At 55.9% G+C, this 23,040-nt stretch carries 24 protein-coding genes and 1 riboswitch; of the genes, 17 read left to right on the top strand and 7 right to left on the bottom strand.

The annotated features are described in order from the left end of the window. Window positions 1-240 precede the first annotated feature (240 nt). From LKE53_10095 to LKE53_10085, 3 genes are all read right to left on the bottom strand, one after another. Window positions 241-2,004 (bottom strand): sigma-54 dependent transcriptional regulator, encoded by a 1,764-nt coding sequence (locus LKE53_10095; protein MCH3973091.1) that lies wholly within the window; start codon window positions 2,002-2,004, stop codon window positions 241-243. A 182-nt stretch (window positions 2,005-2,186) separates the two neighbouring features. Then, entirely contained in the window at window positions 2,187-3,263 is a 1,077-nt protein-coding gene (gene mnmA, locus LKE53_10090) for a tRNA 2-thiouridine(34) synthase MnmA (GenBank protein MCH3973090.1), read from the bottom strand. Between the two features lie 20 nt (window positions 3,264-3,283). Further along, entirely contained in the window at window positions 3,284-3,886 is a 603-nt protein-coding gene (locus LKE53_10085; protein ID MCH3973089.1) for a hypothetical protein, read from the bottom strand. 320 nt (window positions 3,887-4,206) lie between these two features. On the opposite strand from LKE53_10085, the gene LKE53_10080 reads away from it, so the two are divergent. After that, the gene (locus tag LKE53_10080) at window positions 4,207-4,860 is read left to right on the top strand and encodes a CpXC domain-containing protein (protein ID MCH3973088.1); all 654 of its coding nucleotides are present in this window, start codon (window positions 4,207-4,209) and stop codon (window positions 4,858-4,860) included. A gap of 83 nt (window positions 4,861-4,943) precedes the next feature. Here LKE53_10080 and LKE53_10075 read toward each other — a convergent pair whose 3' ends face one another. Together LKE53_10075 and LKE53_10070 are read right to left on the bottom strand one after the other, a co-directional pair. Beyond that, on the bottom strand, window positions 4,944-5,243 hold the full coding sequence (locus tag LKE53_10075) for a LuxR C-terminal-related transcriptional regulator (protein MCH3973087.1): 300 nt from the start codon (window positions 5,241-5,243) through the stop codon (window positions 4,944-4,946). Continuing rightward, window positions 5,240-5,443 carry a hypothetical protein gene (locus LKE53_10070; GenBank protein MCH3973086.1) on the bottom strand — a complete coding sequence of 68 codons (204 nt, stop codon included), beginning with the start codon at window positions 5,441-5,443 and terminating at the stop codon, window positions 5,240-5,242. The genes LKE53_10075 and LKE53_10070 overlap by 4 nt, the downstream gene beginning before the upstream one ends. 709 nt (window positions 5,444-6,152) lie before the next feature. On the opposite strand from LKE53_10070, the gene LKE53_10065 reads away from it, so the two are divergent. From LKE53_10065 to pflB, 11 genes are all read left to right on the top strand, one after another. Further along, complete coding sequence (locus tag LKE53_10065) at window positions 6,153-7,646, top strand: anthranilate synthase component I family protein (GenBank protein ID MCH3973085.1); 1,494 nt, start codon at window positions 6,153-6,155, stop codon at window positions 7,644-7,646. Beyond that, complete coding sequence (locus LKE53_10060; protein MCH3973084.1) at window positions 7,630-8,205, top strand: aminodeoxychorismate/anthranilate synthase component II; 576 nt, start codon at window positions 7,630-7,632, stop codon at window positions 8,203-8,205. The genes LKE53_10065 and LKE53_10060 overlap by 17 nt, the downstream gene beginning before the upstream one ends. Window positions 8,206-8,263: 58 nt before the next feature. Further along, window positions 8,264-9,280: an anthranilate phosphoribosyltransferase gene (trpD, locus tag LKE53_10055; GenBank protein MCH3973083.1), complete on the top strand. Its 1,017-nt coding sequence runs from the start codon at window positions 8,264-8,266 to the stop codon at window positions 9,278-9,280. Then, window positions 9,277-10,059, top strand: a complete 783-nt coding sequence (trpC, locus tag LKE53_10050; protein MCH3973082.1) for an indole-3-glycerol phosphate synthase TrpC — start codon at window positions 9,277-9,279, stop codon at window positions 10,057-10,059. Before trpD ends, trpC begins: the two co-directional genes overlap by 4 nt. A 19-nt stretch (window positions 10,060-10,078) precedes the next feature. After that, entirely contained in the window at window positions 10,079-10,672 is a 594-nt protein-coding gene (locus tag LKE53_10045; protein MCH3973081.1) for a phosphoribosylanthranilate isomerase, read from the top strand. After that, window positions 10,665-11,849, top strand: coding sequence for a tryptophan synthase subunit beta (gene trpB / locus LKE53_10040; GenBank protein ID MCH3973080.1), 1,185 nt, complete (start codon window positions 10,665-10,667; stop codon window positions 11,847-11,849). Before LKE53_10045 ends, trpB begins: the two co-directional genes overlap by 8 nt. After that, window positions 11,846-12,628 carry a tryptophan synthase subunit alpha gene (gene trpA, locus LKE53_10035; protein ID MCH3973079.1) on the top strand — a complete coding sequence of 261 codons (783 nt, stop codon included), beginning with the start codon at window positions 11,846-11,848 and terminating at the stop codon, window positions 12,626-12,628. The genes trpB and trpA overlap by 4 nt, the downstream gene beginning before the upstream one ends. A 105-nt stretch (window positions 12,629-12,733) precedes the next feature. Then, window positions 12,734-13,054, top strand: coding sequence for a hypothetical protein (locus LKE53_10030; GenBank protein MCH3973078.1), 321 nt, complete (start codon window positions 12,734-12,736; stop codon window positions 13,052-13,054). A 134-nt stretch (window positions 13,055-13,188) separates the two neighbouring features. Next, window positions 13,189-14,358 carry an aminotransferase class I/II-fold pyridoxal phosphate-dependent enzyme gene (locus LKE53_10025; protein ID MCH3973077.1) on the top strand — a complete coding sequence of 390 codons (1,170 nt, stop codon included), beginning with the start codon at window positions 13,189-13,191 and terminating at the stop codon, window positions 14,356-14,358. Window positions 14,359-14,408: 50 nt separating this feature from the next. Continuing rightward, window positions 14,409-14,487: riboswitch (ZMP/ZTP riboswitch) on the top strand. 54 nt (window positions 14,488-14,541) lie between these two features. Then, on the top strand, window positions 14,542-15,276 hold the full coding sequence (gene pflA / locus LKE53_10020; GenBank protein ID MCH3973076.1) for a pyruvate formate-lyase-activating protein: 735 nt from the start codon (window positions 14,542-14,544) through the stop codon (window positions 15,274-15,276). Between the two features lie 5 nt (window positions 15,277-15,281). Beyond that, on the top strand, window positions 15,282-17,513 hold the full coding sequence (gene pflB / locus LKE53_10015; protein ID MCH3973075.1) for a formate C-acetyltransferase: 2,232 nt from the start codon (window positions 15,282-15,284) through the stop codon (window positions 17,511-17,513). A gap of 157 nt (window positions 17,514-17,670) precedes the next feature. Here pflB and LKE53_10010 read toward each other — a convergent pair whose 3' ends face one another. Next, window positions 17,671-17,889, bottom strand: a complete 219-nt coding sequence (locus LKE53_10010; protein ID MCH3973074.1) for a hypothetical protein — start codon at window positions 17,887-17,889, stop codon at window positions 17,671-17,673. Between the two features lie 67 nt (window positions 17,890-17,956). Beyond that, complete coding sequence (locus tag LKE53_10005) at window positions 17,957-19,009, bottom strand: hypothetical protein (GenBank protein ID MCH3973073.1); 1,053 nt, start codon at window positions 19,007-19,009, stop codon at window positions 17,957-17,959. Window positions 19,010-19,138: 129 nt separating this feature from the next. On the opposite strand from LKE53_10005, the gene LKE53_10000 reads away from it, so the two are divergent. The 5 genes from LKE53_10000 (at window position 19,139) to LKE53_09980 (ending at window position 22,946) form a co-directional block, all read left to right on the top strand. Then, window positions 19,139-19,420 (top strand): YabP/YqfC family sporulation protein, encoded by a 282-nt coding sequence (locus LKE53_10000; GenBank protein ID MCH3973072.1) that lies wholly within the window; start codon window positions 19,139-19,141, stop codon window positions 19,418-19,420. Window positions 19,421-19,426: 6 nt separating this feature from the next. Continuing rightward, the gene (locus tag LKE53_09995; GenBank protein ID MCH3973071.1) at window positions 19,427-20,617 is read left to right on the top strand and encodes a sporulation protein YqfD; all 1,191 of its coding nucleotides are present in this window, start codon (window positions 19,427-19,429) and stop codon (window positions 20,615-20,617) included. Window positions 20,618-20,943: 326 nt separating this feature from the next. Beyond that, window positions 20,944-21,936, top strand: a complete 993-nt coding sequence (locus tag LKE53_09990; protein ID MCH3973070.1) for a PhoH family protein — start codon at window positions 20,944-20,946, stop codon at window positions 21,934-21,936. Then, on the top strand, window positions 21,905-22,411 hold the full coding sequence (gene ybeY, locus LKE53_09985) for an rRNA maturation RNase YbeY (protein MCH3973069.1): 507 nt from the start codon (window positions 21,905-21,907) through the stop codon (window positions 22,409-22,411). The genes LKE53_09990 and ybeY overlap by 32 nt, the downstream gene beginning before the upstream one ends. A gap of 115 nt (window positions 22,412-22,526) precedes the next feature. Next, window positions 22,527-22,946: a diacylglycerol kinase family protein gene (locus LKE53_09980; protein MCH3973068.1), complete on the top strand. Its 420-nt coding sequence runs from the start codon at window positions 22,527-22,529 to the stop codon at window positions 22,944-22,946. Window positions 22,947-23,040: the final 94 nt, after the last annotated feature.

The raw sequence follows: 23,040 nt of genomic DNA, 5'->3' as shown, positions 1-23,040 counted from the left end.
GTTCGCAATTAAAGAATGTACTAGTTTTGTAATAAAAATAGAAAAAATTTAATAAAAATAGCACAATAATCCGGTAAAAGCAAAGAATGATGTAAAAAAAATTACAAAACAAAAGCTGCGCCGGGCTTTACGGCATTTTTATGCCGAAAGCCAAGCACAGCTGCTGTGGCGGAAGAGAAAAAGGAAACAGAAAGATTCTTAAAATGAGAGCGCTTCTCAAAAAGAGAATCGACAAATTTCTTAAAGTGAGAATTCATCTGCTTTGCGGTAAAGGGTGGCCAGGCTGATGCCCAGCCGCCGGGCGGCTTCCCGTTTTCCCTGTGTAGAGGAACCGCAAAGCTCCAGTGCGTGTGTAACTGCCTGCCGCTCCAGCTCTGCCAGCGGAATAATTTCTCCGTCCGCGGGCTCTGGTGCGGTCGCAAGGACAGACTGCTTGCCGGCGGGCGAATTGTCGGCAAAGAAATCGCGCGGCAGAGTGTTAATCCCCAGTATGCCTTCTTCATCGCTCATATTTACCATGAATTCCACGGTGTTTTCCAGTTCGCGTACATTTCCGTACCAGGGGTGGTGCAGCAAAACCTTCATGCAGTCCGGCGAAATGCGGCATCGGGGCTTGTCAAACAGAGAGGAATAACGGCTGGCAAACAGATTAGCAAGGTCCGGGATGTCTTTTAGGCGGCGGCGCAGCGGCAGAAGGTGTATGGGGATAACATTCAGCCGATAATACAAATCTTCCCGAAATTTTCCGTCTGCAATCATTTCTTTTAAATCTTTGTTGGCGGCGGCAATGACACGTACATCAATGGGGATAAGCTGGTTTGAGCCAATGCGGACAATCCGCCGGTCTTGCAGAACCCGCAGCAGCTTTGTTTGCAGGTAAAGCGGCATGTCGCCGATTTCATTGAGAAAAATGACACCGTGGTTGGCCAGCTCAAATTTGCCGACCCGGCCGTCGGGACTTGCGGCGGGAAAAGCACCCTTTACATACCCGAACAAGTCGGCTTCTATTAGGTTTTCAGGAACAGTGGCACAGTTTAGGGAGACAAACTGATGCTGGCTGCGGTTTCCGGTACGCCAGATCTCGGTGGCGGCCACTTCTTTGCCAACCCCCATTTCCCCGGTCAGCAGCACGGTTGAGGTGCTGTTGGCAACCTTTTGAATTTCGGCCCGCAGGGCATTGGTTGCTGCACTAGAGCCTACCAGCGTGCTTGTGTTGACAGAAGCCGTCAGGGTATACATTTTTTTGTGCAGATCCCTGCTACAGGTAAAGACCAGCACCTCACAATACCTGTCGTCGGCTTGCGCGGGGTAATAGCGTTCCCCCAGGATATGCACCGTTTCTGTGCCGATAGAAAGCAGGTATTCATTTTGGTTGTTTAGCCGGTCGCCGGTTTGTATCAGGGAAACGGGCAGGCTGTCCAGTGCCTCTATACGCAGCTGTTCCCGGGCAGCCTGATTTGAAAGCGTAACCGTATGGTTTCGGCCTAAAATGAGAATTCCCTGCTCCATGTGGCTGATGGTACAGGAAAGTGCAGAGAGCATGGATTCCTTTTTCTTTTGGTCGAGAACCTCCATGGCTTTGGCAGAAATGAAACTGGCAATCTGCTCAATCAGACCCAGATACATTTTTTTGTCCCGCAAAATACGGGTGCGCTGCTGGATACTGGAGCCGACAAGGCCGATTACGCCGATGGTAGTGCCCTGCGCGGGAATCGGCATGGCAATTTCAATTTCTTCGTCGCAGTTGCTGCAGCGGGGGCAGTGTTGACAGATAGGGGAGTCCCCGGGCGAATAGATGACCTGCAGGCTACCTGTGCGCAGCACATGCTGATAGGTGTACCCCTCATCAGACATGTCTTGGTTAATATGCTGCTGAAACATCCCCGTACCGGCTACACGAAAGAGAGAGGCATCCACCACCTCTACGTCAACCTGCGAGATTTTAGCCATGATATCGACGTACTCTTTGACGGTCTCTTGAATTTCCAACAAAAGGCTTGGCAAAAAAATCACCTCACACAGAAAAGAAAATGTGCGCTTATCCGTTTTAGTATCCTTTTTAGAAGTTTTTATTATACCATACAGCAGCGTAAAGTGCCACAAGTGTTACACTTTTTATTGATAATGACGGGATATAAAAAGAACCCCCGTGCAGAAAAATCACTGCATGGGGGAAAGATTTACAATTAGAAATCAGCAGGCGGCAGTTCTGAAAAACTCTGCTGAATAACGCCGCCGCCTAAGAGCAGCGGGCCGTCGTACAGCACAGCGGCTTGGCCGGGCGCAATGGCGCGCTGCGGCGTGTCAAAGGTCAAGAGAAAGCTGCCGTTTAGCCGGGGAGAAGCCAGCGCGGGCGCGGGCTTTGCCTGGTAGCGGATTTTCGCCTGTACGCGCAGGGGAGCCTGCGGCGCGGGAATCGAGACCCAGTTCATTTCGTCTGCCAAAAGGGAACGGCTGTACTGGCTGCCCTCCGGTCCCAGGACCACGCGGTTCTGGGCGGCGTCGAGCTTTGTGATATACATCGGCTGGCCAAAGGCGATGCCAAGCCCTTTGCGCTGGCCCACGGTGTAGTGTGTCAGCCCGCGATGGTGGCCAAGCACTTTGCCGCTTTGGTCAACAATATCACCGGGGGCGCTGTCATGCCCACAGTGGCGGCAGAGAAAACCGGCGTAGTCGTTGTCGGGCACAAAGCAGATTTCCTGGCTGTCGGGTTTGTGGGCCACGGGCAGGCCCGCTTCCTCTGCCAAGCGGCGCACCTCTGGTTTGGGCAGGCTGGCTAAAGGCAGCTGTGTATGGGCAAGCTGCTGCTGTGTCAGGCTGTAGAGCACATAGCTTTGGTCTTTGCCGGTGGGGGAAGCCAAAAGCTGCCAGCGGCCGTTTTCGCCCTTTTGTACACTGGCGTAGTGCCCGGTGGCAATGGCGTCACAGCCCAGGGCCTGCGCACGCTGCAGCATAGCGCCGAACTTGAGCCACCGGTTGCAGCGAATGCAGGGGTTTGGCGTATGGCCTGCGCCGTACTCGGAAACAAAGTTGTCGATCACTTTTTCTGAAAATAATTCTGTAAAATTAAATACAAAATGGTCAATTCCCAAAGCGTAGCAGACACGCCGCGCGTCCTGTACATCTTTAAAAGAACAGCAGCCGCCCTCGCGCGGGGGAAAGGCGGGGTCATCCAGGTGCAGGCGCAGCGTACAGCCGACCACTTCCCAGCCCTGTCGCTGCAGCAGAAGGGCGGCGACGCTGCTGTCAACGCCGCCGCTCATGCCGACCAGTACTTTTCCCTTCACGCTTCCGGCTCCTCTGGTGCGGCCTCTTCATCGGCCGGGGTCACGGCCGGGCTGACGGCCGGCGCCGCAGGCGGGATATCGGCGCTGGTAATGGGGGTGCTTTTGGGCGGCATATCATCGATTTCAATATTGTCCGGGTCGTGGGCAATGGGCGAGGGCGTGGTGTCATAGGGGTCGTACGGGGCTGCCTCTGAGGGGGCTTCTTTCGGCTGTGGCTCTGCAGCGGCCGGGCTTTCGGGTTCGTCCTCCTGGTTGTACTGGCAGGTGCTGCAGTCGCTGCTGCACTCTGTGCAGGGGCTTGCCTCGTCGGTGCCGTCGGTTTCTTCACGGATTTCTTCCATGCGCTTAAAGGCGTTTTTCAGCCGCCGGTCGCATTCATCGATAGAGTCGCACAGGGCCTCGGCCTCGGTGCTGCCCTGGCCGCGCATGTGGTCGTAGTAGTATTTGCCCAGCGCAACATAAGCGCGCGCGTTTTCATCGCGCTCGTTTTGGATGACAACGCGCAGGCGGCTGATAGCGGCAGCGCGGCGGTTCTTTTCCAGCAGGTCACCGAAAGTATCGGAAAGCTGTTTTCCCAAATCATTGATTATTCCCATCATTCATTCCTCCATGCTGCACAGGCAGGGACGCCTGCGGAAAATAAGGCGCGGCAGTACTAACAGAGTATCAGAATTCATATTTTGATACTGCGGTTTCTGTTTCAAAGTTAAAAAAGACACACAGTTTGCGGGCTGTGCTTTCTCTGTAAAACTATTATACTGCACTTTCTGCTTTTTGAACAGTAAAAAAAGCAGAAGCGCCGGCCTTTTGTACAGCCGGAAAAAAAGCTGTGGGAAACGGGTTTTTTGTAGGCATTTCACGGGAAATGTGTTATAATAAGCAAATAAAGTGCGAATGAACACGGGGGTGTTTTTCTTTTATGTCTACGCAGGTAAACAAAGATGTGTGCTGCCCGCAGTGCGGCAAGCCGGTGCGCACAAAGATGTGGACGGGAATCAGCGCGGATACCGAGCCGGTTTTGCGGCAAAAGGTGCTGGATGAAACGCTGTTTGATTGGCAGTGCCCGCACTGCGGCTATCAGGCAGAGCTGGTTTATCCCTGCCTGTACCATGACAAGGAAAAGAAATTTATGATCTACCTGGTGCCAGAGGGCAGCGGGAAAGACCTGAAAACAGTGGAAGTGGACAAACGCTTTCCGCAGCTTGACGGCATTACAAAGCGCGAGGTTTCGTCACCGATGGAACTCAAAGAAAAAATCCTGATTTTTGAGGCGGGGCTCAACGATGTCGGTGTAGAGCTGGTAAAGGCCGGCCTTGCCGGGATTGTAGAGGAGCGCCAGGGCAAAGCGGTCGAGACAGGCTGTTTCTGCTTTGCTAGTCAGGAGACCGACCGCATGGGCTTCCTTTTCTTCTTAGAGGGAGAGGAAAACCCGGTTAAAAAAGCGACCCGCTTTGCTACATATGAAAAAGCAATGGAAATAAGCGAAGAGTGCGGCGGCGTACAGGGCAATGACTTTGTGCGTGTGGATGACTCTTTGGCGGCCCGTGTACTGGAAAATTTTCAGCGTACTTAAATGGCCGTATAGAAAAAGGCTCTCTTTCTGCAGGCAGCGGAAAGAGAGCCTTTTGTATTCCTATGAAAGACAAAAGAAAGAGTTCAGCGTGTTTCTAAAAACTGCCGGCTGTACTGCAGCGTGTGCCGCAGCCGGCGCGAAGCGCGCTTTAGGTGCATACTTACCGTTGAGGGCGCAAGGCCCAGTTCGGCTGCAATATCCTGCACCTTTTCCCCGGAAAGACGGTGCTCTATACAGAAACGCTGGCGGGGGGTCAGCTCCTGCTGAATCGCAAGGTGCAGCGCGCGGCGCATGGCCTCGTAGCGGCTGTCGGGTTGGTCGGCGGGCGGCTGTGCACACAGCCCCTGCGGCAGCAGGTCGTAGCTCAGCTTTTTGTGTTTCATCGGCCGCACCTCTGCAGGTAATGCCCAGTTGCGCTCAGCTCTAAGTACATTTGGTACAGCATGCTTTCGCGCAGGGCAAGTTCGCGGCTCTGGTCAATGCTTAGCCCGCACTGTTTCAGCTGCCGGCGCACGGGTGTCAGGTGCTTTTTCAGCACAGCTGCCTCGTTTAAGTATTCCTGTCCCCATTTCCAGTAATCCATTTGTTACCACTCGCTTTCTTTTGTGCAGCGGAATCCCTCTGCTTTCCATCTTACAAAACAGAAGCGGGCGATACAAGGCTTTTACGAACATATATTCGATAAAATAAAGCTGAGGGCCATTTATGGCCCTTTCATACCGAAAAAATCCTTTATGATTCGTGTATCAAAGGAATATGCGAACTTATGAGCGCGCTTTTTTCGCCTGTGCTTTGCTTTGGCAGGGCAGGCGCCTGCAGAGAAAAGATAAGGAGGCTGGCGGGAAAAACATTCTGGTATTTCTGCCGGAAACAAAAATAAAATAGGAAAATATACAAAAAACTAGTTGACAAAACAAAAAGGCAGCGTATAATAATAACAAATCAAATATTTCTGTTTTAAACTGATGAAGTGGAGATAAAAACAGCAGACGCGCATACAGAGAGCCCGGCAGGCTGAGAGCCGGGCGGCAGGCGGGCTGTTAAATGGACCACTGAGGGCGCGGTCAAAAGCAGCACAGCTGCTCAGTATTCCGCGACGCGCGGCTTGCGTAACAGAGCCGGGGGTATGTTGGTATCCCGTAAAGTGTGCGGCACAACTGCCGCAAAGCAAGGTGGCACCGCGAGCTTTGATGATGATAGGCCCGTCCTTGGCAGACTTCTTTTAAGTCTGCCCGGGGCGGGCCTTTTTGCAGCTTTCCCCGGGCGGAAAACTGGCCACAGGGGGTAAAAAAATGCCAAAACCATCCTTACAGGAAGCCCAGCGCTTCGCCGAAACCGGAAAATACCGCGTGCTGCCGGTCTGCCGGGAAATTTACGCCGATATCAAAACACCGATACAGGTGCTGCGCATCTTGCAGGCGCAGAGCTGCCACTGCTTTCTTTTAGAAAGCGCCGAGAGCAGCCGGCGGTGGGGGCGCTACACCTTTTTAGGGTATTCCCCTACCATGGAGGTCACCTGTGCAAACGGCGCCATGCGTGTGCGCAGCGGCAAAAATGAAAAGCACTTTCAGACCAAAGACCCCGGCGCGGTGCTGCAGAAAATACTGGAGGACTACAAAAGCCCAAAGGTGGCGGGCCTGCCGCCCTTTACCGGCGGACTGGTCGGGTATTTTTCGTACGACTATATCAAGTACAGTGAACCGGAACTGCAGCTGTGCGCCGATGACCAGGAGCACTTTAACGATGTCGACCTCATGCTGTTTGACCGAGTCATTGCCTTTGACAATTTCCGCCAGAAAATCGTCTTTATCGTCAATATCCGGCTCGATGGCAATGTGGAGGAAGCCTACTACGCTGCACAGGAGGAACTGGAGCAGATGGCAGAGCTGGTGCGAAACGGCAAGGCGCAGCAGCGCGCCCCCGGCCGACTGACTTCTCCCGTAAGGCATCTTTTCAGCAAAGAGCAGTACTGCGGAATGGTTGAGCGCGCCAAACGCTATATTCGTGAAGGCGACATTTTTCAGGTGGTGCTCAGCAACCGCCTGGACGCCGACTTTACCGGCAGCCTGCTCGACACCTACCGGGTGCTGCGTACGCTGAATCCTTCGCCGTATATGTTCTATTTTTCCAGTGACGATATCGAAATTGCCGGCGCCTCACCCGAGACACTGGTAAAGCTGCAGGACGGTGTGCTGCACACGTTCCCGCTGGCGGGTTCCCGCCCGCGCGGCGCCGACGAAGCAGAGGATGACCGGCTGGAGCAGGACCTGCTGCACGACCCCAAAGAGCTCTCTGAGCACAACATGCTGGTGGACCTTGGCCGCAACGACCTGGGGCGCGTCAGCAGCTTTGGCAGCGTAAAAGTGGAAAAACACCTGCAGGTGCTGCGCTTTTCCCATATTATGCACCTGGGCTCCACAGTAGCCGGCAGGCTGCGGCCGGGCGTCACTGCCGCCGATGTAGTGGGCGCGGTGCTGCCGGCGGGTACGCTTTCCGGTGCACCAAAATTCCGTGCCTGCCAGATTATCAACGAGCTGGAAAACAACCGCCGCGGCATTTACGGCGGGGCGATCGGGTACCTTGACTTTACCGGCAACTTGGATACCTGCATTGCCATTCGCATTGCGTTTCAGAAAAATGGAAAAGTTTTTGTGCGCTCTGGTGCGGGCATTGTGGCCGACAGTGTGCCGGAAAACGAATATCAGGAGTGCATCAACAAGGCAAAGGCCGTGGTTACGGCGCTGGAAACCGCACAGGAGGGAATTGACCGTGATTTTACTGATTGATAATTACGATAGCTTTTCTTACAATCTTTACCAGCTGGTCGGTTCCTTAAACCCCGATATCCGCGTGATTCGCAACAGCGCCTGCAGCATAGAGGAAATCGCCCAAATGCACCCACAGGCCATTCTGCTAAGCCCTGGCCCGGGACGCCCGGCGCAGGCCGGCGTATGTGAAAAGGCCGTGCGGTACTTTGCGGGAAAGGTGCCGCTTTTAGGGGTATGCCTGGGGCACCAGGCCATTTGTGAGGCCTATGGTGCGACCATTGGCTACGCAAAAAAGCTGATGCACGGCAAGCAGTCGCAGGTGCGCCTCGACCCCAAATGCCCGCTCTTTGCCGGTCTGCCGCCGGTTATCGGCGCGGCGCGGTACCATTCGCTGGCAGTACAGGAAGACACCCTGCCGCCTGCGCTTGTGGTCACTGCCCGCACAGCGGATGACGGCGAAGTTATGGCTGTACAGCACCGGGATTACCCAATTTTTGGCCTGCAGTTTCACCCGGAGTCGATTCTGACCCCGCAGGGAACGGCTATTTTACAGAATTTTTTAAAACTGGCGGAATAAGCACAATTCATAAACGGCACAGCCGCTTTTAATACAGAAATCCTTTGGAGGTATTGTTATGATTCGGGAAGCAATCGCACAGCTGACAGACGGCAGAAACTTAAGCTACCAAACCGCCAACGAGGTCATGAATGAAATTATGAGCGGCGACACAACGCCCGCGCAGATCGGCTCTTACCTGACAGCGCTGCGCATGAAAGGCGAGACCATTGACGAAATCACCGCCTCAGCAGAGGGAATGCGCAGCCACTGCATCCGCCTGCTGCACAAAATGGATGTACTGGAAATTGTGGGCACGGGCGGCGACAACGCCAATTCGTTTAATATTTCTACGACATCTGCCATTATCACTTCCGCGGCGGGGGTGCCGGTGGCAAAACACGGCAACCGCGCGGCCTCCAGCAAATGCGGTGCCGCAGATGTTTTGGAGGCACTGGGGGCAGATATTCAGCTGCCGCCCGACAAAAGCACTGACCTGCTCGAAAGCATCGGCTTCTGCTTTTTGTTTGCGCAGAATTACCATATCGCTATGAAGTACGTCGCCCCGGTGCGCAAAGAACTGGGCATTCGCACGGTCTTTAATATCTTAGGGCCGCTGTCAAACCCGGCGGGTGCTAATATGGAACTGATGGGCGTCTACGATGAATCCCTGGTAGAGCCGCTGGCCCGCGTGCTGTCGAACCTGGGCGTCAAGAGCGGCATGGTGGTCTATGGGCAGGATAAACTGGACGAAATCTCCCTTTCTGCCCCCACGACTGTCTGCGAGGTAAAGGACGGCAGCTACAGCTCGTATGTGATTACACCGGAGGAAGTGGGCCTTTCCCGCTGCAAAAAAGCGGATATGACCGGCGGTACGCCAAAAGAAAATGCCGAAATCACCCGCAGAATCCTTGCGGGCGAGAAAGGCCCCAAGCGCGACGCAGTGCTCCTCAATACCGCCGCGGCGCTGAAAATCGCCGGAAAAGCGGCGGACCTCAAGCAAGGCGTAAAGATTGCGGCAGAGACCATTGATTCCGGTGCGGCAAAAGCACAGCTGGAGCGCTTTGTGCGCCTGTCAAACGGAGAACCGGCATGATTTTAGATGAACTTGCCGCGGCCGCCCGTGTGCGCGTCGCACAGCACAAAGAAAGGGTGCCCTATGCAATGCTGCAGCGGCAGGCGCAGGCTCTGCCTGCAGACGATTCGTTTCCATTTGAAAAAGCACTGAAAGCACCAGGGCTTTCCTTTATCTGCGAGGTCAAAAAGGCCTCTCCCAGCAAGGGCCTGATTGCGCCGAACTTTCCGTATCTGCAGATTGCAAGGGAATATGAAGCCGCGGGCGCGGCGGCCATTTCTGTTTTGACTGAGCCAAAGTGGTTTTTGGGCAATGACCGGTATCTCTTTGAAATTGCCGGCGCGGTGCATCTGCCGGTGCTGCGCAAGGACTTTACTGTAGACCCGTACATGATTTGCGAGGCGAAGGTCTTGGGGGCGAGCGCGGTGCTGCTGATCTGCGCAATTCTGTCGGACAACGAACTGCGGCAGTACCGAATTCTGGCGGAGTCGCTGGGCCTTTCCGCTTTGGTAGAGGCCCATACTGCAGAGGAAGTACAGCGTGCACTGAACAGCGGGGCGAAAATCATCGGCGTAAACAACCGCAACTTAAAGGACTTTTCTGTCGACCTCACTGCCGGGCAGCGTCTGCGCGCTTTGGTGCCGCCGGAAGTCATCTTTGTTTCGGAAAGCGGCGTCAAAGGTCCGCAGGATATTTTGGCAGTGCGCCAGATGGGCGCCGACGCGGTCTTGGTAGGGGAAGCGCTGATGCGCGCGCCGGACAAAACCGCGCGGCTCAGGGAACTTTCCGGCGAAAACTGACAGAAAGGGGAAAGGCAGCATGACACGCATTAAAATCTGCGGCCTAAGCCGCATGGAAGACATCGCCGCGGTCAATGCCGCACGGCCGGAGTACGCGGGATTTGTCTTTGCAGAGAGCCGCCGGCAGGTGACCCCGCAGCAGGCAGCGCGCCTGCGGGGCGCGCTGGCGCCGGGCATTATCCCGATCGGGGTGTTTGTCAATGCCCAAAAAGAAAGCGTGCTGCGGCTGTTTTTGGCGGGCACCATAGCGGCGGCACAGCTGCATGGCAGCGAAGAGGAAAGCGACATCCGCTTTTTGCAGCAGGCCGGCGTGCCGGTTATCCGCGCATTTCGGGTAAAGAGCGCGCAGGACGCACTGCACGCTCTGCAGAGCCCGGCCGACTGCCTGCTTTTAGACAGCGGCAGCGGTACGGGAAAGACCTTTGACTGGTCTGTCCTGCCGCCGATTGCCCGGCCGTGGTTTTTGGCGGGCGGGCTGACCCCCGAAAATGTGTGCCATGCGGTGCAGACCCTGCACCCGTGGGGCGTAGATGTTTCCAGTGGAGTGGAAACAGACGGAAAAAAAGATTCTGTAAAAATTGATACAATCATCAGGAGGGTACGCAATGGCTAAGGGAAGATATGGCGAGCACGGCGGGCAGTATGTGCCCGAAACGCTGATGAGCGAACTGCATCGGCTGGAAGAAGCCTATGAGCACTACAAAAACGATCCGGATTTTCAAGAAGAGCTGCACGACCTGCTCTGTGACTATGCCAACCGGCCGTCGCTGCTTTATTACGCTGAAAAGATGACCAAAGATTTGGGCGGCGCAAAAATCTACTTAAAGCGCGAGGACCTCAACCACACCGGCTCCCACAAAATCAACAATGTGCTGGGGCAGGTGCTGCTGGCAAAACGCATGGGTAAAAAGCGCATTATTGCCGAAACCGGCGCCGGGCAGCACGGCGTGGCCGCAGCCACCGGCGCGGCCCTGCTGGATATGGAATGCGAAGTCTTTATGGGCGAAAAAGACACCGAGCGCCAGGCGCTGAATGTCTACCGCATGGAGCTTTTGGGTGCGAAAGTGCACCCGGTCAAAAGCGGCACCGGCACGCTGAAAGATGCGATTAACGAGGCCATGCGCGAGTGGGTCAGCCGCGTAGACGACACCGCCTATGTCATTGGCTCTGTCATGGGCCCGCACCCCTACCCCATGATGGTGCGCGACTTTCAGAGCGTCATCAGCAAAGAGGCCCGTCAGCAGATTTTAGAGGTACAGGGCAAACTACCCGATGCCGTGCTGGCCTGTGTTGGCGGCGGCAGCAATGCCATGGGCATGTTTTACAATTTTATTCCCGATAAAGAAGTAAAACTGATCGGCTGCGAGGCGGCCGGCCGCGGGGTAAATACCGCACAGACCGCCGCGACTATTGCCACCGGCAGGCCCGGCGTGTTTCACGGAATGAAGTCGTATTTCTGCCAAAATGAGTACGGCCAGATTGCCCCGGTCTACTCCATTTCTGCCGGGCTGGATTACCCCGGCATTGGCCCCGAGCATGCCCACCTGTACGATATCGGCCGCGCACAGTACGTGCCTGTGACAGACGACGAGGCTGTGGAGGCATTCGAGTACCTTGCCCGTACAGAAGGCATTATCTGCGCGATCGAGAGCGCGCACGCGGTGGCTTATGCAAGAAAGCTGGCCCCCACGATGCGCAAAGACCAGAGCATGATTATCTGCCTTTCTGGCAGAGGCGACAAAGACGTGGCAGCGATTGCCCGCTACAGAGGGAGGAACCTGACAGAATGAACAGGATACACAAGGCTTTTGAAAACGGCAAAGCGTTTATCGGGTTTATTACGGCGGGCGACCCGTCCCTGGAAAAAACAGAGGAATACATCCTGCAGATGATAAAGGCCGGCTGCGACCTAGTGGAAATCGGCATTCCGTTTTCCGACCCGATTGCAGAGGGCGTGGTCATACAGGAAGCGGACCTGCGCGCCTTAAAGGCGGGCACCACAACCGACGGCGTGTTTGACATGGTCGAGCGCCTGCGCCAAAAGACCGACGCCCCCCTGGTGTTTATGACCTATTACAACCCGGTTTTCAGCTATGGCAACGAGCGCTTTTTTGCGCGCTGCAAGCAGGCGGGCATCGATGGCATTATTGTGCCGGACCTGCCCTATGAGGAAAAAGGCGAACTTGCCGCGGTCACCGCGAAAAACGATGTCCGCCTGATTTCCATGATTGCGCCGACCTCGCACGAGCGCATCCGCAAAATTGCCGGCAGCTCTGAGGGATTTCTGTATGTCGTTTCCTCCATGGGGGTCACGGGAATGCGCAGCAAAATCAACACCGACCTTTCCTCTATTTTGAAAGTAGTGCGTGAAAGCACCAAAACACCGGCGGCAGTGGGCTTTGGCATCAACACCCCCCAGCAGGCCAAAAAAATCGGCAGCATTGCCGACGGCGTCATTGTGGGCAGCGCAATCGTAAAACTAGCAGAAAAGTATGGGGACAACGCTGGCGCGCATATCTATGACTATGTGAAGTCGATGAAAGACGCACTCAGAGAGCTGCCGGAATGAGGGCTTCGGCATTTGTTAAAAAAATGTTCGTAATTTATCCGTTTTCTGTCCACAGGGAACGCCTACCATAAAAGTACAATATACAAAAAAGGGGGGGCTGCTGCTGTGAAAAAATTGCTGCTGCGAAAACCGGACGGATCGACCCGGGAAATAACAGAACGCGAACTGCACCACCGCCGGCACGGCGGCAGCGGCGGCGGGGAAAACCGGAACCACACGGATTTCCTGCGGTACCTGCTGGCGGCGTTGTGCGGCGCAGCGTGCGGGTGCTTTATCTCGCTGAGCTTTCCCACGTATGACTTTGTCGGCCTGCCGCACTTTTCCGCCTCTGCGGCGGAGGCTGGGCTGGCGCTGGGTGCCGCGGCGGGGCTTTTGGTGCTGCGGCTGTTTCTGGCGCTGTGGACAAAGCGAAAACAAAAAAGATAAAAAACAGGCCTGTGCACCGAGCAGTTCGGCGGCACGGGCTTTTTTGCGGCCGCTTTTTCAAATCAAGTTGACGCGGGCAGCACTGCGGTGTACAATTTAAAGGACGAAAGTGTAAAAAGGGAGCGTGCAGAAACGTGCAGTTTGCGAAAAGGATGGAACAATTCGGGGAAGGCGTCTTTTCAGAGCTTTTGACCCTGAAGCAGAAAAAAGAGACAGAGGGCACCTGTGTGATAGACCTTTCTGTCGGTACACCAAATATTCCGCCGGTGGGGGCTATCCGGCGAGAGCTGGCCGAGGCCGCAATGGACCCGACCCAGTATGTTTACGCGATCAGCGATACCCAAAAATTGCAGCAGGCGGTGGCCGAGTGGTACGCCCGCCGCTACGGGGTTACGCTGGACCCGGCGACGCAGGTTTGCTCTCTTTTGGGTTCCCAAGAGGGCTTGACACACATTGCGCTGTCCATTGCGGACCCCGGCGACACCGTGCTGGTGCCGGACCCGTGCTATCCAGCGTTTAGCTGCGGGCCGCTTTTGGCGGGCGCAAAGCTGGCATGGATGCCTTTGAAAAAAGAAAAGGATTACTTAATTGACTTTGACGCGATTCCGGAAGAACAGGCAAAGGCGGCAAAGCTGATGGTGGTGTCTTACCCCAACAACCCCACCACGGCCACCGCACCCGACTGGTTTTATGAGAAGCTGATTGCGTTTGCCAAAAAGTACGATATCATTGTGCTGCACGACAACGCCTACAGCGAGCTGGTCTTTGACGGCAAAACCTGCGGCAGTTTCCTGCGCTTTCCGGGTGCGGCCGAGGTTGGCGTTGAGTTTAATTCCCTCAGCAAGACCTATGGCATGGCTGGGGCGCGCGTGGGCTTTTGCGTAGGCAACGCGCAGGTGGTCAGTATGCTGAAAACGCTGAAATCCAATTTGGATTACGGCATGTTTTTACCAATTCAGAGAGCCGCCATTGCGGCCATTACCGGTGACCAGTCCTGTGTAGGGCGCACCCGTGCCGCCTATGAAAAGCGCCGCGACGTGCTTTGCGGTGCATTTGATGCTTTGGGATGGCACTTTGCAAAGCCTGCCGCCACGATGTTCGTTTGGGCAGAAATCCCCGCAAAATACGGCGATGACGACACCCGCTTTACGCGCGAGCTGCTTGAAAAATCCGGCGTGCTGGTGACCCCGGGCAGCGCCTTTGGCCCCAGCGGAAAAGGCCATGTGCGCATGGCCCTGGTGCAGGACGAGGCAGCCCTGAAAGAGGCCGCCGGCCGGATGCAGCAGACAGATATTTTTCACTGAAAAGCAAAAAATGCTTGACTTTCTGCGTAAAAACCGATATGCTGAACCTATAGCAGCCATACAACTGACGGAAGTGGAGCATACCACATGAAGTATGGCGAAGAAAGGCCGACCGTCTGGGCAACAACCCGGATGGTCGGCCTTTTTTGTATTTTTGGCCTCCGGAAAAAAGGAGGGAACGGTTTGGTACAGGGAAAAGTCCATTCCATTGAGAGCATGGGCCTGGTCGACGGCCCTGGGGTCCGGGTAGTGGTGTTCCTGCAGGGGTGCAGCCTGCGGTGCCTTTTCTGTCATAATCCGGACACCTGGCCTGTCGAGGGCGGCACCGAAATGTCACCGCAGGAAGTCACCCGCCGGGTGCTGTGCTGCAAGCCCTATTTTTTGCGCGGCGGCGGCGTCACCTTTTCCGGCGGAGAGCCGCTTTTGCAGCCAGAGTTTCTGCTGGAGACACTGCGCCTGTGTAAAGACGCGGGCATTCACACCTGCCTGGACACCGCCGGCTGCGGCCTGGGAAACTATGACGAACTTCTGCAGTACACCGATTTAATTTTGTATGATGTCAAGCAGGTTACCGCAGAAAGCTACCGGCAGATGACCGGGAAAAGCTGGGACGAGACCACGCGGTTTTTGGCAGCTGTCAAAAAAGCCGGCACGCCGGTCTGGGTGCGGCACGTGGTGGTGCCGGGCCTGACAAGCGGCGAAGCGCACATGCAGGCGCTTAAAACCTTTATCGCCGAAAAAGTGCCCAATGTCGAAAAAGTGGAACTCTTGCCGTATCACCTTTTAGGGGTGCACAAGTATGCGGCGCTGGGCCTTTCCTATCGTTTAAAGGGAACGCCGGCAATGGACCTAAAGCAGACGCAGGCGTGGCAGCAGCGCTATTTTCCCGACAACAAAACAACTGAAAACCGGAGGTAATAAAAATGAGCAATGCATGGAATGGCTTCCATGAGGGCCGCTGGCAGCGGGAAATTGATGTACGCAATTTTATTCAAAAGAATTATACTTTATATGAGGGCGACGAAAGCTTTTTGGCTGGCCCAACCGAAAAAACAAAAAAAGTGTGGTCAAAGTGCGCCGGGCTTCTGCAGAAAGAGCGCGAAAAGGGCGGCGTGCTGGACGTAGAGACCAAGCGCATTTCCGGTATCAACAACTTTGAGCCTGGCTATATCGACCGCGAAAACGAGGTCGTTGTCGGTCTGCAGACAGATGCACCCCTCAAGCGCATGGTCAACCTGTACGGCGGCATGCGCATGGCAAAGGAAAGCCTGGAGCAGTACGGCTACCAGCTGGACCCGGAAATTGAAAAGCACTTTTCCGCCTACCGCAAAACCCACAACGAGGGCGTCTTTGACGCCTACCCCAAGCGCGTGCGCACCGCGCGCCATGTCGGCCTGCTCACCGGTCTGCCGGATGCCTACGGCCGCGGGCGCATTATCGGCGACTACCGCCGGGTGGCGCTTTACGGCACCGACTACCTGATTGAGCAGAAAAAGAAAGACCACGATGAACTCGACGGCCCTATGACCGAGGAGCGTATCCGCCTGTCAGAAGAAGTCAGTGAGCAGGTGCGCGCGCTCAAGGCAATGACCGAGATGGCCGCCTCTTACGGGGTGGATATTTCCAAGCCGGCGCAGACCGCGCAGCAGGCGGTGCAGGCGGTGTACATGGGCTACCTTGCCGGTGTCAAAGAAAACAACGGCGCCGCCACAAGCCTTGGCCGTACTTCTACTTTTTTGGACATTTACATTCAGCGCGACCTTGCGGCCGGCACCTTAACCGAGGCCGGCGCACAGGAGCTGATTGACCAGTTCATCATCAAGCTGCGCCTGGTGCGGCATTTGCGCACCCCCGAGTACGACGACCTTTTTGGCGGCGACCCTACCTGGATCACCGAATCTATCGGCGGCGTAGGGGTTAACGGCCGCCCGCTGGTCACAAAAAACTCTTACCGATACCTGCATACGCTGATAAACCTGGGCACCGCGCCGGAGCCGAACTTGACCGTCTTGTGGAGCGAGCACCTGCCCGAGACCTTTAAGCGCTACTGCACCAAAATCTCTATTGCAACTGACTCTATTCAGTACGAAAATGACGACGTTATGCGGCCAATCTACGGCGATGACTACGGCATTGCCTGCTGCGTTTCCGCAATGAAGCTTGGCAAGCAGATGCAGTTCTTTGGTGCGCGGTGCAACCTGGCAAAAAGCCTGCTGCTGGCGATTAACGGCGGCGTAGATGAGCGCATGGGCCTTTTGGTGGTGCCAGATATCAAGCCGCTGACAGGTGATGTGCTAGACTACAGCACAGTATGGGAAAACTACAAAAAAGTGATGCAGTACGTTGCACAGCTTTACACTGACGCCAACAACATCATTCATTTTATGCACGACAAATACGCCTATGAGGCGAGCCAGATGGCGCTGCACGACACCGCTGTCGAGCGCCTGATGGCCTTTGGCATTGCGGGGCTTTCTGTTGCGGCAGATTCGCTTTCCGCAATCAAGTACGCCAAAGTGTGCCCGGTGCGCAATGAGCAGGGTGTGGCCGTTGATTTTAAGACCGAGGGCGCTTTCCCGCAGTACGGCAACGACGACGACCGCGCAGACGACCTTGCAGTGGATATTGTCGAGTACTTTATCGGTGAGCTGAAAAAGCACCCGCTCTACCGCGGCGCAAAGCACACCATGTCGGCCCTGACCATTACCAGCAACGTGATGTACGGCAAAAAGACCGGCACCACCCCCGACGGCCGCAAGCGCGGCGAGCCGCTTGCCCCGGGCGCCAACCCGATGCACGGCCGCGACCATTCGGGTGCACTGGCTTCTTTAAACAGTGTGGCAAAAATTCCGTACCGCGGTGTCTGCCAAGACGGTATTTCCAATACATTCTCAATCGTGCCGGCGGCTTTGGGCAGGGACGAAAACCAGCGCGAAACCAACCTGATGTCTTTGCTGGACGGTTACTTTGCGCAGGGCGCTCATCACCTCAATGTCAACGTGATGAACCGCGAAACCCTGATTGACGCCATGGATCACCCGGAAAAATACCCGACGCTGACCATCCGCGTTTCGGGCTATGCGGTCAACTTCATCCGCCTTTCCCGTGAGCAGCAGGAAGAGGTCATTGCCCGCACGTTCCATGAGAGTATTTAAAAATTGATAAGAATTTAAATGCAATAGAAAAAGAGCGGACGCAAAGCCTTTTTGGCAGCGCGCCTGCTCTTTTTTTGTGGATTTTTGTTTTTGCCTGTGTGCAGCCCCCTGCCAGCCGCAGAAAGCAGGGAATCGCGCCATTGCTCAACCCGAAAAGTCAGAGCTTAAAGTTCTGTGCGTCCAGCTTTGGCACCGGCGGTTGCACCCGCGGAACGCGGCGCAGCGGATTGTAGCGAAAACGGCGGCAGCTGCCGCTTTCCGGAAATTTTCGCCCGAGCAGGCAGGAAACCTCTTTTTGGGTGCCCGCCGCGTGCGCACAGTAGTCACACCGCTGCTCTATTTTGCTGCCAAAAAAACCGCCCCTCTGTGTTTTCATGACAAAAAGCCCCTTTCTGTCTTTTGCCGCAGGATTCTACACGGCATTTTACTTTACATAATCAGCATTATACCACAGAATCATGCTGTGCGCCACTGTCTGCAAGCAGGGCAATGCACAAAAAAATCAGTGCGACCCCCGCGGCAATGCTGCCGGAAAAAGCGGGCTGGCTTTTTGCGAAACTGCCAAAGACATCTATGGCGGGGGCAGGGGCGGGCAGCGGCGCAAAACGCCGCGAAAGAGGGACAACCGCCGCCGCCGAAAGCAGGCCGTGCAGAGCGCGGCACAGGAAAAACCGACCAGTGCGCACCCGAAACGACAGTCCCTGCAGCACCTGCAGGTGCACACACAGCCCGCCCCAGCCCAGCACCAGCGCAAAGCACCACAGCGGCGCATGCAGCGCGGCGAGCGAGCGGCAGCCAAGGGTCACTTCACAGACTCCCGCAAGCCCTGCCAGTACCGGCCCGCTCAAAAAGCGCTGTAAAACAGACAGAAAAGTACTGAATAAGATGACAAAACAGCACATTAAGAGCATAGAAGAAGCGGCGTCGCGCGCGGCGAGCAGCAGCGCTTTGCCAAGGCCCGGCCACGCGCCCTTGCGCGGCGGGGCGGCAGGCTCTTTGTGGTGCTTTAACCCCACGAGCACCCCCACGATAAGCCCCGCGAGCAGGTGTACCGCCAAAAGAAACCGACCGGTGCGCACGCTGCCCAAAAAACCAAGCCCCACGGCGGTGCAGATAAAGGCCGGGCCGCCGTTTACCGAAAAAAAGATCAGGCGCTCGGCTTGGGCGGCGGTCAGTTCGCCGCTTTCATACAGGGCTTCGGCCCCGCGGGAGCCGGTGGGGTAGCCGCCGATCATGCCCATTAAAACGGCCGGCGCAGCGGCCGCAGGCAGCGCAAACAGCCGCGCAAACGGCCCGCCGATGCGCCGGCCCAGGGCGGAGGAAAGCCCGCTTTTGATTAGAAAAACGGTGATGACCAGAAACGGGTACAGCGACGGAATCAGCACTGTCAAGCAGGTGTAAATGCCCGCGCGGGCCCCGCCGGCGGCGCTTTCGGGAAAAAGAAGCAGAGCTGCCGCTAGGCAAAGGGCCGCGGCGCCCGCAGCTTTTCGGTTCATAAAAGGCCCCCTCTCGTGGTTATGAATATGCGCGCGCACAGCGGAATATTTATAGAAGAAACGGCGTAAGAAAAACAAAACCATTCGGCAGAATTCTGTATTTCTGTGTAAAAAAGGAGGTGCCCTGCAGTGAAGCCTGCGCAAAAATCCTCGCTGCTGGTGCAGTCCGGTGAAAAAATGGAGCTTGCCGGCAACCGCGAGGCCACAGTAGATGGCTGCGGCGGCGTGCTGGAATATACGCACAGCGTGGTGTGCGTGCGCTATGGGCGCGGGGTGCTGCGCTTTAGCGGGCAGGGGCTTTCGCTGCAAAGCCTTGCGTGCAGTTCGCTGATTATTTCCGGGTATATCACCCAAATTGCCTACGCGGCGCGCGGCGAGCTTTTGCCGCCGCTGCCGGAAAAAGAGGAGTGAAAAGAAATGAAACTCACGCGCTGGCTTTTGGGCTGGGTGCGCTTTCGGGTGCTGCCGCCCCGCGGCGGAGAGCGCTTTCTCAGCTGCTGTATGCGCGGCGGCGTCCGCCTTTGGCAGGTGCGGCCTGGACAAAAGGGCATGACCGCCTGCGTACAGGTGAAAATGTACCCGAAACTGCGCAGGGAGGCAAGACAGGCGCGGGTGCGCCTGCAGATTGTAAAGCGCAGCGGCCTGCCGCTGAAAATTGCCCGCCTGCGCGGCCGGCCGGGCCTGGTGGCCGGCTTTGCGCTTTTCTGGGCGGTGCTTTTGGGCCTGGGGCAGTTTTTCTGGACAGTCGAAATCAGCGGCTGCCGCACCATTGCGGAGCCGGCGCTGCGCGCTGCCTTAGCACAGCAGGGCGCTTTTCCGGGGGCCGTGCGGCACGGCTTTTCGGCGAAAGATGTGCAGACGCAGCTCATGCAGCAGTTTCCGCGGATCAGCTGGATCAGTATCAATAACCACGGCGGCGACCTGGATGTACAGCTGACAGAAAACGATGAGCGTCCGCCTGTGGCTGACCAGAGCGGCTGGTACGAGCTGCAGGCGGCCGAAAACGGCGTCGTTTTGGAGATGCACATTCGCGCGGGCACGGCAAAGGTGCAACCGGGCGACGGCGTAAGCAAGGGGCAGCTGCTGGTTTCGCCGGTGGTGGAAAACAAAGAGGAAAAATTTATGGCACTTTACCACGCTTCTGGTACGGTTTTTGCAAAAACTGCACATACTCTGAAAGTAACAGTTCCGTTTGCGGCGCGGCGCCGCGAGCAGACCGGCGCACCGGCCGAAAGAAAGTCACTGGCGGTGTTTGGTGTGCAGCTGCCGCTTTCTTTAGGGCTGCCGCCGCAGGGGAGCGTTGTGCGCACGGGAGAGCAGACCTGCGTGCGCCTGTGGGGAAAAGAACTGCCGCTGCTTTTCACACGCGAAGTGCTGACGCCTGTTAGGGAGGTTTCTTGGCGGCGGACCCCGCAGCAGGCGGTACAGGAGGCCCGGCGCCTGCTGAGGCAGAAAGAAAAAACCGAGCTGCCCGGTGCCGCGGTCCTGTCGCGAAGCGATAGCGTAAAAACAGAAAAAGACGGTGTTACAGTGACACGCAGCCTTTTCTGCCGCGAAAATATTGCGAAAGAAGTGCGCATTTCGCAGACCGCGCTGCCGGGCACGTAAGCGCCCCGCCGCAAAAGAGCGCCTGCACCGCTTCTGTACAGAATGGAAACGTCAGTTTGCCCGATAGGCCCCCAGGCCTGTGTGGAATTTTCTGTATGGAACTATAACACAGGGAAAACTGGCCGAATTTCAGCAGTTTGCACACAACAAACTTGGGGAAAACATAGTGACTCTGCTTGTCTTCTGTGGTATGATATGAATAGCAAATTATCGGATTTGCAGGGCCTTTTGGGCCTTTTTAAAAGAAAGCTCCGCTTATCAGCCGCCGTGCGGCCACGCCTTTGGGGCAGCGGCGGAATTTTAAAAGCAAATGTCAGGTGAAGTCTTTGTTTGAACAGAGGATCAGCATCGACCGGATGGAACAGGCCGCCGCACTGTTTGGCAGTATGGACGAAAACATTCGGCTGATAGAAAAAGAATACGGCGTTTCGGTTGTATCGCGCGATGGCGAAATCAAGGTATCTGGCGAGCCAGAGGGCGTAGAGCCCGCTGTGCGCGCAGTCAACAGCCTTTTAGAGCTGATAAACCGCGGCGAAACGCTGACAGAGCAGAATGTGCGCTACTGCATTGGCTTGGTCAACGACGGCGCCGAGGAAAAAGTACAGGCGCTGGCGGGCGACTGCATCTGCCTGAGCAGCAAAGGAAAACCCATTAAGCCAAAGACGCTGGGGCAGAAAAACTACTGCACCGCGATAAGGGAAAACACCATTACCATTGGCGTTGGCCCTGCAGGAACAGGTAAGACCTATTTGGCGGTTGCTATGGCAGTGACAGCTTTTCGTGCACAGCAGGTGCAGCGCATTATTCTGACGCGCCCCGCCGTAGAGGCAGGCGAAAAGCTTGGCTTTCTGCCGGGCGATCTGCAGCAGAAAGTCGACCCGTACCTGCGCCCTTTGTATGACGCGCTGTTTGATATGCTGGGGTCAGAGACTTACCAGCGCTATGTCGAGCGCGGCAATATCGAGGTAGCGCCCCTTGCCTATATGCGCGGGCGTACGCTGGACGACAGCTTCATTATTTTGGACGAAGCCCAAAATACTACGCCAGAGCAGATGAAAATGTTTTTAACACGGCTGGGCTTTAACAGCCGCATGGTCATTACCGGCGACATTACACAAATTGATTTGCCCGACGGCAAGCACAGCGGGCTCAAGCAGATTATGCGTATCCTGCGCGGCGTGCCGGACATTGCGCAGATTCAGTTTACCGGCCGCGATGTGGTGCGCCACAAGCTGGTACAGGAAATCATTAAGGCATACGAAAAATACGAGGAGGACAAGACGAATCATGGAAAAAATTCGGGTCATGATAGAAAATAAACAAAAAGCTGTAAAAATTCCCACCGGCCTGCGCATGCTTGTGCGCCGCTGCTGCAATGCAGTTCTGCGTATGGAGCATTTTGATGCTTCTGCACAGGTCAGTGTCACTTTTGTAGACAACAACCAGATTCACAAGCTTAACAAACAGTACCGCGATGTAGATGCGCCGACCGATGTTCTCAGTTTTCCAATGGGTGAAAAAGGCGTTTACGATACAGACTACTCCACCGGGACGAAAATCCTGGGCGATATTGTCATCTCTATGGAAAAAGCAGTCGAGCAGGCGGACCGCTACGGCCACAGCCTTGAGCGCGAGGTCGGCTACCTTACCGCGCACAGTATGCTGCACCTTTTGGGCTATGACCATGAAGAGGGCATAGAGCGTGTGCACATGCGCGAAAAAGAAGAGCAGGTTATGGCAGAGCTGGGCCTGCCAAGCAGCAGCAGCTATGTCATAGAGGACGATGAAATCTGACACGGCGGGCCCCGGCCGGCAATGACCCGCCGGAAAGGACCACACAATGCGCTTTTTAAAGAGCTTAAAATCCGCGGCCCGCGGGATTCTTTTCTGTATTAACCAAGAGCGGCACATGCGCTTTCACACAGTGGCCGCTTTTTATACGCTGCTGTTTTCGCCGTTTTTTGAGCTGGACAGGCCGGGGTACGCGACGCTGCTGCTGGCAATCGGCAGCGTGCTGGCGGCCGAGGTCTTTAATACGGCGGCAGAGGCGGCGTGCGATATAGAAAACAGCGCCTACAACCGCGGGGTCCGCCTGATTAAGGACATGGCCGCGGGCGCGGTCCTGATGAGTGCGGCCTTTGCCGCGGGCGTGGGCCTTTGTCTGTTTGCAAAGCCGGCCTGCATTGCGGCGGGCTGGTTTTGGCTGTGCGCGCGGCCCTGGTTGCTTTTGCTGCTGGGGCTTTCGGCTGCTGCGGCATTTTTTTATGTACGCCTTGGTCCGGGGCCGCTGTGGCGGAAGCTGCGCGCGCTTTTTGGCGGAAAAGGCTGATTTTTCAACCCGCAGAGTGGAAAGCAGAATTCGTATAAAAGCATTCTGTACAATATATAATAAATACCATCTGCCCGCGATTTTGGGCGGAAAA

Source organism: Oscillospiraceae bacterium, assembly GCA_022483045.1.
Lineage (GTDB): Bacteria > Bacillota > Clostridia > Oscillospirales > Acutalibacteraceae > Caproicibacterium.
This window is presented reverse-complemented; position numbering and strand designations above follow the sequence as displayed.

Bases quoted from the DNA above. Each gene is read 5' to 3' on its own strand.
- LKE53_10005 (MCH3973073.1), bottom strand. From the start codon at position 19,009: ATGAACCGAAAAGCTGCGGGCGCCGCGGCCCTTTGCCTAGCGGCAGCT.
- mnmA (MCH3973090.1), bottom strand. From the start codon at position 3,263: ATGAGCGGCGGCGTTGACAGCAGCGTCGCCGCCCTTCTGCTGCAGCGA.
- LKE53_10010 (MCH3973074.1), bottom strand. From the start codon at position 17,889: ATGAAAACACAGAGGGGCGGTTTTTTTGGCAGCAAAATAGAGCAGCGG.
- trpB (MCH3973080.1), top strand. From the start codon at position 10,665: ATGGCTAAGGGAAGATATGGCGAGCACGGCGGGCAGTATGTGCCCGAA.
- trpA (MCH3973079.1), top strand. From the start codon at position 11,846: ATGAACAGGATACACAAGGCTTTTGAAAACGGCAAAGCGTTTATCGGG.
- LKE53_10075 (MCH3973087.1), bottom strand. From the start codon at position 5,243: ATGAAACACAAAAAGCTGAGCTACGACCTGCTGCCGCAGGGGCTGTGT.
- LKE53_10065 (MCH3973085.1), top strand. From the start codon at position 6,153: ATGCCAAAACCATCCTTACAGGAAGCCCAGCGCTTCGCCGAAACCGGA.
- LKE53_09980 (MCH3973068.1), top strand. From the start codon at position 22,527: ATGCGCTTTCACACAGTGGCCGCTTTTTATACGCTGCTGTTTTCGCCG.
- LKE53_10045 (MCH3973081.1), top strand. From the start codon at position 10,079: ATGACACGCATTAAAATCTGCGGCCTAAGCCGCATGGAAGACATCGCC.
- trpD (MCH3973083.1), top strand. From the start codon at position 8,264: ATGATTCGGGAAGCAATCGCACAGCTGACAGACGGCAGAAACTTAAGC.
- LKE53_10070 (MCH3973086.1), bottom strand. From the start codon at position 5,443: ATGGATTACTGGAAATGGGGACAGGAATACTTAAACGAGGCAGCTGTG.
- LKE53_10085 (MCH3973089.1), bottom strand. From the start codon at position 3,886: ATGATGGGAATAATCAATGATTTGGGAAAACAGCTTTCCGATACTTTC.
- pflB (MCH3973075.1), top strand. From the start codon at position 15,282: ATGAGCAATGCATGGAATGGCTTCCATGAGGGCCGCTGGCAGCGGGAA.
- LKE53_10080 (MCH3973088.1), top strand. From the start codon at position 4,207: ATGTCTACGCAGGTAAACAAAGATGTGTGCTGCCCGCAGTGCGGCAAG.
- LKE53_09995 (MCH3973071.1), top strand. From the start codon at position 19,427: ATGAAACTCACGCGCTGGCTTTTGGGCTGGGTGCGCTTTCGGGTGCTG.
- trpC (MCH3973082.1), top strand. From the start codon at position 9,277: ATGATTTTAGATGAACTTGCCGCGGCCGCCCGTGTGCGCGTCGCACAG.
- ybeY (MCH3973069.1), top strand. From the start codon at position 21,905: ATGGAAAAAATTCGGGTCATGATAGAAAATAAACAAAAAGCTGTAAAA.